The sequence below is a fragment of the Synergistaceae bacterium genome, assembly GCA_031272035.1.
In the GTDB taxonomy this organism is placed as follows: domain Bacteria; phylum Synergistota; class Synergistia; order Synergistales; family Aminobacteriaceae; genus JAISSA01.
The window spans coordinates 1-11,841 of sequence record JAISUO010000106.1; the positions used below are offsets into that span (position 1 = coordinate 1).

Here is an 11,841-nt window from a genome sequence, read left to right on the forward strand (position 1 = left end):
CGCTCGTCGAAGCACACCTCTTCTATTGAGCCGGGATTGAGCTCAACAGATTTTTCCTGTCCTGAACGTTTCATCGTCTCTGCCGCCTCTCTCGTTCTGCGATCCTGCAGGTAAATTATTGACGTACTTCTCCAACAATGAATAAAGCCGGAGTGTTAATTCAAATAACCTGTTTTATCTCTGTTAAAATGGCTCTATGGCGTGCATTATACCAGTTTTTGTCATGTCACATCGCATTTCAAACGCATTCAAAGCCACAAGGGGATCGACGTTTTCGAGGTTGTTGAAGTTAATCCTTTCCCATCTTTCACGAGGCACTCGAACACTGTACAAATATTCGTCTGTGGTGTTGCCGGTGGCGCTGTCCACACGCTGTGAATATCCGGAAAGCACAACGTTTCTTAAAAATGGAAGTGCTCTGAATGCTTCGCCGATGATGCGAAAACCTATTCCAAAAATATGCCTTACATAATTCAGGCGCATTGCCTTATTTGAGACATCATCAGGCATATCCTCAATTTCCGGTAAATCCACGTCAAACCTGGCAACGCTTTCTTCCTCATTTTCTTTATCGACTTCGTAAGCGACGAGCGTTTCCTTCGGCCAATCCAGATTTTCCATTGCCAAAGTGAGTATATCTTCAGCGTTTTTAACTGGATTACTCATCAGAGCATTAAATTTTTCCCACTTTTCATCCTGTATTTTTTTTGCAGCCTTGTATTGTTCCATTTCGGCGTCATATTGCTTGTTGGCTTTAAGCCAGTTATTCACTTTAAAAGACAAAACAAGAGGTATAAGAGGGAATACAAAAAGAAGCAGTACAAGAACAATGGAACAGCCAGTGTTGCCGGTGAAACTCGGTTTGACCGGCGGAGTCAGTTGTCCATCGCTGAAATCGGGCTGCCACGGGGCATCAGGCGCGGGAGTGTGAAGGTGAATGTTCAATATCTCATTCAATTCGATAAGATCAGACTCTGAAATCCTGTTCTTTCTGCCGGAAGACGTTTTAAACAATTGTTCACGAAAGCTGAGGCCCGTTCCAGGAATTCCCACATTGGCAGCGATGCCCTTTTGACTGATATTTAAGGACGTGCCTCGCGGGCCTATTGTCAGGCTGGAACCCCGTAATCCGACGTTCAAGCGTACACCTGGGAGTAACCTGATTGATTTTCTGAATCTTATTCCCATGTCGTATACAACCTTTCGAGATTTTCAAATGTGACTATTGAGTTTTCTCGTGGTTCTGCGCGTTGAGCTCCTGTTCCTGCATGGGTCTGCTGTCAGCAGAGCGTTCCCTTTCCCTGCCATGATTATAGCAAATTTCCGCCGTTCACACGCCGTCCGGGTATTAATCGTAGATTGTGTCCCCGTCCAGATTAATCACGTCTTCAGCGCGGCGGATAGTTTGTCCAGAGGGAGCACGTCGATGCCTTCGGCCAGCGGCCATCCTTCGCTGACGGGCGAAACGACAAAAGCGCGCTGAGGTTTGATGTCATCGAGAGCGCAATGGGTTCCTTTAGTCAGGATCGGATTCAGTGACGCCTTGCATTCCACCGCGAACACTTTGTGCCCAAGGCTCACAACGAAGTCGATTTCCGCGCCGCCGGCCGATCGATAGTGGCAAATTTCAGCGCCGGGGAAGGTTCCGCGCAGGTTGGACAGGACGACTTGCTCCCAAAGCGCGCCGAAGCCGGGATGTCCCAGGAGATCTTCGTAAGAGCGCAGCCCCAGGAGAGCGCAGGTCAGCCCCGAGTCGGCCACGTAAATTTTCGGCGCTTTTCTCATCCGTTTGCCGAGGTTGGAATGGTACGGAGGAATGGACTCCACCATATAGGTACTCGACAGGAGGTCAACGTAACCGCGCAGAGTCTGGTCGCTGACCCCAAGAGAGGAGGCCAGCGCGGTGTAATTTGCGGTCTGTCCGCTGACGTGAGCCAGCATCCGCCAGAGACGGCGGATGGAATCCGGGGACGCGCCGGTCCACTGGGGCAAGTCGCGTTCCAGAAAGGTGAGAATAAAATTTTCCCGCCACAGGAAGGACATTGAGTCATTCTCCAGAAGCAGACTGGCCGGAAACGCCCCGACAGTCAAATACCGATCCAATGTAATGTCAGAAAAGCCGCCATTTGGACGGTATTTACGGATTTCTTCCCACAAAAACGGTGTCAGCCTGTGGTAAGCGATCCTTCCGGCAAGGCTTTCCGACGACTGGCGCAGCAGATCCCGCGATGCCGAACCCAGAATCAGGAAAGCCCCGGGTCGCCCCCATTCGTCCACGAGGCTGCGGATCAGTGGAAACAGTTCCGGCCTGCGCTGGATTTCATCGATACAAATGAGCCTGTCCCGGACGGTCGAAAGAAACAGCTCCGGTTCATTGAATTTGGCCAGGTCGGAAGGGCGCTCCAAATCCAGATAAAGGCCGTTGCCCGCTTCTTCCATGAGACGTTTGGCCAGCGTGGACTTTCCGCACTGGCGCGGTCCTGTGATCGCCGTTACCGGAAAGTATCGGAGCGATTCGCGAATCTCTTTTTCCAGTCTGCGTTGAACATACAAGGCGCACCCTCCTGTCTTCTGACGCGCTGCTTCTCGCACGAATTTTCGTCCACAATTATATTCTATGCAAATCCGAAATTAAACCTCGAATTTGCATAGACATGTGCTTCTTGGATGTTTTGATTCTTTGCCGGTGTATTACAAAAAATCTGACAGCGAAGCTATAATAATGGCGGAATCAGCGGCTGTGCGCATCCAAAGCGACTACTGCGGAGAACTCGTATTCTGCGTTACATTTTTGAAAGACCCCAAAGCAGGACGGCAAAAAACGCAATGGTCGCGGGGGCGGGATTGAGCAGAGAGACGAACAAAGCCGCTCCGGAGGCTAAAACCAGTACAGAAATGACTTTTATAAGGGACCCTGTAAGGGACCAGATCACCGTGGCGATAAATATGATCAAGCCCGTAAGACACTTCAACACTGTTTTTAAAACGACAATGAAGCATCTCAGCAGGAAGCCCCCTGAATTCCGCTCACCGAAGGGTTGTTTGTCTACTGCAGCAAATTTTTTCCTGTTGAGAAGGTTCATCACACGCCTCCTTTCCCATCCTGCGGTCTCGTACCTCATTGTTTGACGTTTACCCGACTGACATCAAGTGCATCATCCTGTTTATTTTATAACGGATTGTGTAATCGTGTACTAAAAAAGGGGAGTTTCTTCGTCAGGGCATCCCGTTGCAGAAGTCCGACAATTTGATAATTTGGTAAAATAAGCGGATAAAATAGGCGTTTCGAAAAATATACAGTGGGAAGGTGAAAAAAGTTGAAAACGTACGAAACCGATGCGCTTCCGAAGTTCGACAAAAGACCCGGCTCGGTGGGAACCTTCGTTCACGGCGAAAATCTGACGCTCACGGTCTGGACCGTCAAAAAAGACACGATTTTGGCCTCGCACAGCCACTCCCACGAACAAATTTCCTATCTGGTCAGCGGGGCCATGCGTTTTGAAACGGAAGACGGAAAAACGGTCCTTCTGAAAGGCGGCAGCTTCGCCGTGTTCGCCCCGAACGAGACTCATGGAGGAATCGCTTTGGAGGATACCGTGGCCATCGACGCCTTCACCCCCGCAAGAGAGGATTTCAAGGCGGAAACGGGCTGGAAGGATAGCTGATCCTCCAGACAGGGCAGGCAAGGCCCGGCTCAGGGCGTCTGTCTGTCCATGTAATATTTCATATTGTAGGAATTCACGAGGCCGTTGATGACGGTCGTCCCGTTTTCCTGAATGAAGAGGGTGTTGTCGTCCAGAATGGCAATGTCCGCCACGCGATTTCTGTTGGAGAATTCGTAGCGGTATTGATTTTCCCCCGTCTTTGTAAAGACCGTAGCCACGGGGTTTTCATTGTAAAATCGGACGTAGTAGCTTAAAACGCCTCCGTAGTAGACATCCCAGGAGTAATCGCCCTGGAGCCCCACAATGACGCTGTCGTCGTCGTTGATTTCTTTAACTGTGACGGCCACGACCCCCTGATGCACCTTCAGCTGGGCCTCGCCGCCCGTGGAGGTGACGGCGCTTCCCGTCCCGTCCCGCATGATCCACGTCCCCTGGAGTCTGTAAGCGGAAGGATCCGGAGCCGGCGTGGGAATGCCGGGGAAATCCTCGCTGTCGTCCCTGTGGTGTCCGCCGCAGCCGCCGAAGGCAAGGACGAAAAATATCACCACCGGCAATATCCAAAATCCACAACGTTTTATTCTCATCTGTGACTCCACCTGTGGAAGGGAAATTTAGCGTTAGCTGTCGCTCTAATCTTTATACGCAGATTTCTGTATTTGGAGGCGGCACCCAGATTCGAACTGGGGATAAAGGATTTGCAGTCCTCTGCCTTACCACTTGGCTATGCCGCCTTTTACACTCAAACCACTGCTTACAGATCACACAACTGGATCTGAATCTAAAACAAAACCTGAATCCAAAACGCTTACAAACGCTCTGTTTTCAACGAGCCAAATTTTAACTCATTTACTCGGAATTCGTCAAGAGAAAACATCCCTCATTTTTAGAGCCGTTGGCGCTTTTCTGTATAAATTTCTGTTCGTCGCGCACCAGTATTGAGCGTCTTTTTTTAGGTACACGATTGCGCCATCCGCTATAAATCCACAAAACAGCAGCCTTCACCCTCTGTTTTTTCGAAGGGGTGAAGACGACGCTTTCCGAAAGACAAATCGCCTGAGGTTAGCTGTAAAACTCCATCTTGTCGTGAATCACCACAAGAGAATTGAAGTCCTCCAACTGGGGGCGTCCCACGATCACCGGCTCCCGGACATGCTCATACTGGACATTCACCCGTCGGATGTTGGCTCCGCGCTCCTTATGAAGCGTCTGACCTTCAATATGGACAATGCTGTTCGATGAGATAATACGCATTCTCTTTCACCTCCTGGCCTTTATCATTATCGAATTCTGTGTACAATAATGTCATCCTAATTTATTGTACAATAATTACGGAAACAAAACAACGCCCCGGCGGGAACGCGGCTCAGTTTCACGGGGAAGGGCATTTGCTCCAGGTCCTCCACGGGGACGATCCGGCAGGCGAGGAGGACCCATGCCCCGTTTACGAACTTCAGCGTGAAATCCACGTAGGCCACCCGGTCGAAGCGGCCGGCCCCCCGCAGATCTCCGATTCCTTTCAGCTCATAGATTCCGTCTCCGTCGACGTCTTCGGGAGCCAGGCGCAGGTGTCCCACGCTGCGGACACGGACGAGGGTGAGAAGCTGACCGGAAAATTCGTCGTAGATTCGATTTTTCGCGTAGAGTTTTTTGCGTGGAGAAAGGTCGATCAAAATGTGGGACCCCCACTGACGCTCTTTGTCCGTGGCGAAGACCTCCGCCCGGTAGCCGTTGAAAAACCGACCCTGCACCATGGGGAGATTCGTGTTTTTGGAGTCGTAGAGGACTTCCTTATGCCAGACGTCGACGACCAGCATACGCCCTGAACCTTCATTGCGCCCCGTTTTGACGGTGAGAAGGACCTCCGGGGCCACTTTGGAGGTAAAGTTTTTCAGCTCGATGGTGGAGTCGTACCCCCGAACGTCCCCGGAAAGGGGAATCAGCCAGGGGTCCCCCTCGGCAGGGGCGACTTCCAGCAGCAGCTCCCGGTCGAAAACCCCCTCCTCCTTCCGCAGGGCCACCAGGCGAACTTTGTCGTTCACGCCCGGACGCAGGTTTCCGCTGATTTCCTGAACCACCACGTAGTTTCCCTTCAGCCCGTAGCGATCCGCCTCGAAAACCGGCTTTTTCGGACGCCGCAAAATTTGCTTCATCAGCTCGTCGAGGGCGGTTTCCTCCACCTCGAAATCCGGTTCGTCGTTTTCCGCCAGAGGCTCATCCGGCAGGGGCTCTCCGGACAGATAGTGGTCGGGCAGGGCGTCTCCGGACAGCATCTCCGGCGGAGGCCCTCCGGAGGGGGAGCTGACCGCGGCGCTCTTCCCGGGAGATGAGCCCTTTCCCGCGGCAGCCGCGGCCGCCGAATCCCAAACTGAGCTCAAAAACAGTATTGTCAGCACAAAAATCCCCGCAGGGAAAAGCGACCTTTTCATCCGTCGATCACCCCCTGAGTTAAAAGTCCTGAGTTAAAAGTATTGACCCGATCGGGTTTCATTCCAGATACCGCTTCAGGCAGTCGAGCCAGACCGTGACGGAGCGCTCCGTCGTCGTGCCGTTGAGCCAGTCCGGTTTGCCGCCGCCCCGGGCCTTCAGTTCCGGGAAGCGTTTGAGAAATCCGGTCAGGTCAACGCCGGTTTCCGCACCCCGCAGCAGGATAAAGGGGAAGGGCTCCTCCGGCGGGCCGGGCAGCAGGGCGAGGCACAGGGCGTCGGGATGTCCCTCGGCGCAGAGCCGGGCAGGGACTGAAATCAGCTCTTTGGTCAGGCCGGGCAGCAGGGCGAAATACAGGGGCCGTTCCCCGAGCCGCCGCTCCTCCCAGGGGATGGAAACATAGGAGCGCATTCGGTCCGCAAGCTGCCGAAGCGCCGCGTTTTCCGCCCTTTGACGCAGGAACACGTCCTCCACCCGATCCAGAGGGCAGCCGATCTCCCGCAGGAGACGCCGCAGCACCCGAAGCCCGTCCCGGGTAAAGGCCTCCGTCCGAACCGTAAAGCGAACCTCCCAGTCCGGCGGCGACCCGTTGAAGCCCGTCACCATGAAATCTCCGATCTCTGAGGTTCGTGCCGCGTGGGTTCCCGCGCAGGCCGTGGCGTCGATTCCGGCAATTCTCACGACCCGGATTTTCTCGTCGTGGATGCGCTCCCATTTGGCCTTCAGCTCGGAGATTCGCTCCGCTTCTTCCCGGGAGGTCAGAAAGGACTCCACCGGCAGGTTCTGCCGGATGACCTCCCGGGTCTGGTCCTCCAGTCCGAAAAGCCCCTCCCAGGTCAGTTCTCCGTCGTAATGGACGCTGACGACGCTTTCGTCGACGCCGATATTCACCTTCAGGGTCTCCAAACCCTCGCAGGCGTTTTCCTGAAGGCGGGAAAAAATGTGCTGGGCCGTGTGCATTCGCGAAAGGATGGAGTTGCGGGCGTCGTCCCGTTCCGCCAGAACGGGCAGCCCCACTTCGGGAACGCCCCGGGTCACCTTCAGGTCGAGAATCGTCGCGCCGTCCTCGCGCCGCCGTCGGGCGTCCAGAACATCGGCCCGGAATACGGCCGTTTCACCCTCTCCCGGAAGTCCCCGGAGCGTTCCCGTGTCGCCGGGCTGTCCTCCACCGGACGGGTGAAAAAGGTCTTCCGGCGGAACTTCCTCCAGAACGACCCGAACCGTTTTGCCCTCGGCGGGAAGAATTTCAAGTATTTTCGTCTGTCGCGTCGCGTCTCCGCTCACGGAATACACCCTGCTTTCCTGAAATTTACCCTGACTGATCTTCCTCATTTTACGACAATTATGGGGAATCAGACCATCCGGTTCTCCATAAAGGTTAGTATAAATCAATATAAATATACGCTTTTAGCGCCTCAAGCGGCGATGTGACAAAACCCTTCCGGGCCGCGGGACAGATCTCTGTTCGGGCGCGGCCGGCGTATAATTTTTGTTTAAAAGATCATTTCGGAAAAATTGCGGGAACCTCTCAGATGTGAGGAAGGTAGTCGGGATTTATCCTTGCAGGACCTTTACGTGAAAATGACGGGTACGGGGACCGTCGAACTCGCAGAACCAGACTCCCTGCCAGGTTCCCAGCAGAGGGCGTCCTCCTTCGATGATCAGCGTCACCGAGGCCCCCACGCAGGTCGATTTCAGGTGCGCGGGGGAGTTTCCTTCTCCGTGCCGGAACGCGGGGCTGTCCGGATACGCCGCGGCCAGCCCCTTCAGAATGTCCGCCGGCACGTCCGGATCGGCGTTTTCGTTGATGGTGATCGCAGCCGTGGTGTGAGGGCAGAACACCAGGCACAGCCCCTCCTCTGCCCCGCTTTTGGCGATGGCCTCTGCGACTTTTTCCGTAATATCATAAAATCCCTCTCGTTTTGTGGACAGAGTAAAGGTATGTACGCTCATTTGCCTGCCTCCCGAGTATATTTAAGAAAACAGCGGTGCTGCGCCGGTCACTCCCTGCCGAGGCCCCGGGCCTCGAAGCGCGCGCGCTGCCATCTGAGATCGTCGCCATTTCCAAAATTCCTTTCCGGCTCACGGGGGTCGCCTTCCCCGCGCCCGCCGGCGAATAATTCGCGCAGGCGTCCGGCGAACGAGCGATGATGCCGATCGTGGCTGTCAAAATCGTGCGGATGGTGGTGGTGAGACATGAATTCCAGCAACAGCCTGCGACGTTCTTCAAAGTCCTCGTTCGGGAATTTTTCCTCATATCCCTTGATAATACGCTCAAGATATTCGCTGAAACGCCTTAACTCCTCCTCGTCGAGACAGTCCAGAAATTCCGTCGCCGCCGGTTCGTTTTCCGTCACGTCGTCGGCGGCTTTCGCTCCGTTCTCGGTCAGTTTGACCATCATAACCCGCTTATCTTCTTCAGACGGCTCTCGTGTAATATACTCGTTTTTTTCCAATTTCGCGAGCAGTTCCGCGAGGGACTGTTTGCTCATGTCGAGGAGATAGGTCAGTTCTTTTTGACTGATCTCCGGCTTCATTTTCAGCAGGGCCAGAATTCGCCCCTGCCCTCTGTGGGGGCTGTGAAAAGGGCCGCTCCCGCTGAAATCCTGAAACATCGCGCGGTGCATGAGCATTTGAAGGTGGCGCAGCTGCCGTGTAACCGTCGTCTTGATTTCGTCCATTGTTTTTCCCTCCCGGAAAAAATATTTATGTCAGGCGCCTGACTAAAATTAGTATAGTACCTGACCGTTTATATTGTCAAGTGCCTGACGTTTAATACTGGTAAGTGACGCACAAAAATTTATACAGAAAAGAGCCAACGGCTCTCGTTTATAATTGAGAAGACATCACGGGAAGGGTGTGAACATGGAATGAACCAACAGAGTGAGAAATTTTTCAACACGGCAGGACCTGCTCAGGAAGATATCCATTACACACTCGACCCGCTTCGACGCATCAACTACGAAGAAGTCAGCAGCCTGATAACCCAGCGCAAATACTTTGTCCTGCACGCGCCCCGTCAGACGGGCAAAACGACCTCTCTTTTGGCAATGGTGAGGCAAATTAATGATGAAGGGCTGCGTTATTGCGTTTACTTTAACGTGGAAGCCGCACAGACCGCCAGAAACGACGTTCAGAGAGGGATGACGGCGATTTTATCCCGTCTGGAAAGCGCTGTGGAACATTTATTAAAGCGTCGCCTGCCGAACGAACCCGCCGAATTTATAGCGGGACGAGGAGCGGATGCCGCCCTGGTTGCGGCCCTCGAAAGCTTTTGCGAAAAGCTGGACAAGCCCCTCGTTCTGTTCATCGACGAAATTGACGCGCTGATCGGCGACACGCTGGTCTCCGTGCTGCGTCAGCTTCGTGATGGATACGCCAGCCGTCCCGGACGAGCGCCCGTTTCCGTAATTCTCTGCGGAGTACGGGACGTGCGGGATTACCGCATCCACATGTCCAGTGGAGACATCATTACCGGCGGAAGCTGCTTCAACGTCAAAGCGAAGTCTTTGAGGCTGGGGAATTTTTCCGAGGACGATATACGGGAGCTGTACGGACAGCACACAGCGGCCACAGGACAGGTTTTCGAGGAAAATATTTACCCGAAGATCTGGGATCTGACCTGGGGACAACCCTGGCTGGTGAACGCTCTGGCGCATCAGGCAACCTGGGAAATGCGCGAAAATCGCGACCGAACCCGTCCAATCACGCTGAAAGTGATAGAAGAGGCGGCGAACCATTTGATTCTGGAGCGGGCGACGCATTTGGATCAGCTCGCTGACAAGCTCCGGGAACCCAGAGTGCGCCGGGTGCTGGAATCTTTGCTGGCCGGTGAAAACTGGAAATCGGACCCTCCGGAGGACGATATTCAGTACGTCCTTGATTTGGGGCTTCTGCGTCGCGACAGGACAGGAGTTTTGGTCATCGCCAACGGAATTTATCGGGAAGTTCTTCCGCGTCAACTGTCCGGCGTTATGCAGGATAAACTGGCCGGCGTCTTCCCGCGGACGCCGCAAATCAAAGAAGACGGTTCCCTCAATATGCCGGGATTGCTTTCGGCTTTCCAGCAATTTTTCCGTGAGAATTCAGAAAGCTGGCTGGAGCGTTTCGATTATAAAGAAGCCGGATTTCAACTGCTGCTCCAGGCGTTCCTGCAGAGAATTGTCAATGGAGGCGGGCAAATAGACCGGGAATACGCGCTGGGTCGGAAGCGGGTAGATTTGCTGGTGCGCTGGCGGCATCCGCCGGGAGTCGAGAGAAAGAGTCAGGAGGAACAGAGAATTGTGCTGGAGCTGAAAACCCTCCGGGAGAACTCTCAGGGTTTTAAACGGGTCCTTTCGGAGGGGCTTGAGCAGACCTTCGGTTACGCCGATCTGACGAACGCTTCGGAGGCCCATTTGATCATCTGCGACGAACGCTCCGGACGCGCGTGGGACGAAAAGATTTTTGACCGGGTGGAACGATACGGCGGAAAAGAAATTCACCTCTGGGGTATGTAACGGAAAACAGCCGCACCCACATCCTTCGTCCAGATTTTCGGTTGCCCCATGTACAAAAGGTTCAGGAGCTGCTTCGGTTCGTCGCCGACGGCTTTTCTGACAATATCACAATTTTGCAAAAATACTTATTCAATGAATCCGTTTTAGGTTTATTATATGGATATGGGAAAGACTTTCGATCGGACGGAGAGCGGAAGTCAAAAATTCCGATGCCGGAAGGATGGTTGTGCATGAGGATAAATTTCGGAGTCGGGCTGAAAAGCCCGCGGCAATGGATCCCTGTGATCGTTCTGGCCCTGACGGTCGCTCTGTCCGTGTTGTCGGAGCCCGTCCAGGCGGAGACGGAGCTGGGGGCCAACCCGGTCAGAGACAAGGTGACGTACAAGGCAGGCGCCAAAATGCCGGACCCCGCCGGAGTTTCCCTCCAGATGCTGCAGAACGCCTGGGATCGCCTTCGAAAGGTGACGAAAATCAGCGCCTGGCTGGTCTACGACGATCAGGACATTCTCAACGCCTACATGACAAAAAATGACAAGGGAGATTTCATGGTCGTGGTCTACCGTGGACTGATGAAAATATTTCGAACGGAGGATGAAATCGCGGGGGTTCTGGGACACGAAAGCGGCCACGCCGCCCTGGGGCACCTGGAAAAAGGCATCAAACAGCAGGTGGGCGTTGGAGTCGCGGCCAGCATTCTCAGCAAAATTTTGGGAGGAAACGCCATCGCCGATCTGGCGGTTGGAACCGGCGCGGAACTGGTCAAAAGCGGCTACAGCCGGGAGGCCGAGGTGGAGGCCGACGATTACGGCACGGAACAGTGCGCAAAAGCGGGCTACTCCTCCATGGGACTTTACAACGCCGTCAAACGCATGGCCGACGCCGGCGCGGTGACGCCCCCCAGCGGATTCAACTCCCATCCCCCCACGGAGCGCCGCATGAAGCGCCTGAAAGAGAAGGCCGACTACTGGGCTCAGCAGCTCAAAAAATAACTTCGTCCAAAGCCCCAAAGCCCAAAGAGAGAACCCCACGATCAGGAGGGGGTTCTTTTTTTTGGACTGAAGCAGGAGGAGAAGCGAAATCTTTTCTCCCCTGCATAAACGTCAGCGCGAAATGCAATGATACCAATTTGCTTTCAACCGAGCGTTAATGAAGAAGCTAATGTTTGAATATCACTGCTTTTAGCTATTCTAACTTTATAAGCAGCGAACCGGTGAAGTATGAGCCGCGTGAGTCGCTTAGTTTCTTCATCAGGC

Annotated in this window: 12 protein-coding genes and 1 tRNA gene; 4 read left to right on the top strand and 9 right to left on the bottom strand. The window is 53.9% G+C overall.

Annotated elements, in window-relative coordinates; all coding sequences use genetic code 11:
- Nucleotides 1-183 precede the first annotated feature (183 nt).
- A complete protein-coding gene (locus LBR61_12445; protein ID MDR1732891.1) occupies nt 184-1,188 on the bottom strand; it encodes a DUF4236 domain-containing protein in 1,005 nt (334 codons plus the stop codon).
- 192 nt (nt 1,189-1,380) lie between these two features.
- A complete protein-coding gene (locus tag LBR61_12450) occupies nt 1,381-2,553 on the bottom strand; it encodes an ATP-binding protein (GenBank protein ID MDR1732892.1) in 1,173 nt (390 codons plus the stop codon).
- A 291-nt stretch (nt 2,554-2,844) separates the two neighbouring features.
- On the opposite strand from LBR61_12450, the gene LBR61_12455 reads away from it, so the two are divergent.
- Entirely contained in the window at nt 2,845-3,129 is a 285-nt protein-coding gene (locus LBR61_12455) for a hypothetical protein (protein MDR1732893.1), read from the top strand.
- A gap of 188 nt (nt 3,130-3,317) precedes the next feature.
- The gene (locus LBR61_12460) at nt 3,318-3,665 is read left to right on the top strand and encodes a cupin domain-containing protein (protein ID MDR1732894.1); all 348 of its coding nucleotides are present in this window, start codon (nt 3,318-3,320) and stop codon (nt 3,663-3,665) included.
- Between the two features lie 29 nt (nt 3,666-3,694).
- Here LBR61_12460 and LBR61_12465 read toward each other — a convergent pair whose 3' ends face one another.
- From LBR61_12465 to LBR61_12495, 7 genes are all read right to left on the bottom strand, one after another.
- On the bottom strand, nt 3,695-4,249 hold the full coding sequence (locus tag LBR61_12465; GenBank protein ID MDR1732895.1) for a hypothetical protein: 555 nt from the start codon (nt 4,247-4,249) through the stop codon (nt 3,695-3,697).
- Nucleotides 4,250-4,322: 73 nt separating this feature from the next.
- Nucleotides 4,323-4,396 (bottom strand) — tRNA-Cys (locus LBR61_12470).
- Between the two features lie 328 nt (nt 4,397-4,724).
- Entirely contained in the window at nt 4,725-4,916 is a 192-nt protein-coding gene (locus LBR61_12475; GenBank protein ID MDR1732896.1) for a hypothetical protein, read from the bottom strand.
- A 56-nt stretch (nt 4,917-4,972) separates the two neighbouring features.
- Nucleotides 4,973-6,091 carry a hypothetical protein gene (locus tag LBR61_12480; protein MDR1732897.1) on the bottom strand — a complete coding sequence of 373 codons (1,119 nt, stop codon included), beginning with the start codon at nt 6,089-6,091 and terminating at the stop codon, nt 4,973-4,975.
- Nucleotides 6,092-6,149: 58 nt separating this feature from the next.
- Nucleotides 6,150-7,373: an alanyl-tRNA editing protein gene (locus tag LBR61_12485; protein MDR1732898.1), complete on the bottom strand. Its 1,224-nt coding sequence runs from the start codon at nt 7,371-7,373 to the stop codon at nt 6,150-6,152.
- Between the two features lie 270 nt (nt 7,374-7,643).
- Entirely contained in the window at nt 7,644-8,042 is a 399-nt protein-coding gene (locus tag LBR61_12490) for a secondary thiamine-phosphate synthase enzyme YjbQ (protein ID MDR1732899.1), read from the bottom strand.
- A 47-nt stretch (nt 8,043-8,089) separates the two neighbouring features.
- The gene (locus LBR61_12495; protein MDR1732900.1) at nt 8,090-8,770 is read right to left on the bottom strand and encodes a MarR family transcriptional regulator; all 681 of its coding nucleotides are present in this window, start codon (nt 8,768-8,770) and stop codon (nt 8,090-8,092) included.
- Nucleotides 8,771-8,959: 189 nt separating this feature from the next.
- On the opposite strand from LBR61_12495, the gene LBR61_12500 reads away from it, so the two are divergent.
- Entirely contained in the window at nt 8,960-10,588 is a 1,629-nt protein-coding gene (locus LBR61_12500; protein ID MDR1732901.1) for an ATP-binding protein, read from the top strand.
- A gap of 230 nt (nt 10,589-10,818) precedes the next feature.
- Nucleotides 10,819-11,577 (top strand): M48 family metallopeptidase, encoded by a 759-nt coding sequence (locus LBR61_12505; protein ID MDR1732902.1) that lies wholly within the window; start codon nt 10,819-10,821, stop codon nt 11,575-11,577.
- Nucleotides 11,578-11,841 lie beyond the last annotated feature (264 nt).

Excerpts from the sequence above, each read along its gene's own strand:
- LBR61_12445 (MDR1732891.1), bottom strand. The coding sequence starts at position 1,188 with ATGGGAATAAGATTCAGAAAATCAATCAGGTTACTCCCAGGTGTACGC.
- LBR61_12495 (MDR1732900.1), bottom strand. The coding sequence starts at position 8,770 with ATGGACGAAATCAAGACGACGGTTACACGGCAGCTGCGCCACCTTCAA.
- LBR61_12465 (MDR1732895.1), bottom strand. The coding sequence starts at position 4,249 with ATGAGAATAAAACGTTGTGGATTTTGGATATTGCCGGTGGTGATATTT.
- LBR61_12505 (MDR1732902.1), top strand. The coding sequence starts at position 10,819 with ATGAGGATAAATTTCGGAGTCGGGCTGAAAAGCCCGCGGCAATGGATC.
- LBR61_12475 (MDR1732896.1), bottom strand. The coding sequence starts at position 4,916 with ATGCGTATTATCTCATCGAACAGCATTGTCCATATTGAAGGTCAGACG.
- LBR61_12480 (MDR1732897.1), bottom strand. The coding sequence starts at position 6,091 with ATGAAAAGGTCGCTTTTCCCTGCGGGGATTTTTGTGCTGACAATACTG.
- LBR61_12500 (MDR1732901.1), top strand. The coding sequence starts at position 8,960 with ATGAACCAACAGAGTGAGAAATTTTTCAACACGGCAGGACCTGCTCAG.
- LBR61_12490 (MDR1732899.1), bottom strand. The coding sequence starts at position 8,042 with ATGAGCGTACATACCTTTACTCTGTCCACAAAACGAGAGGGATTTTAT.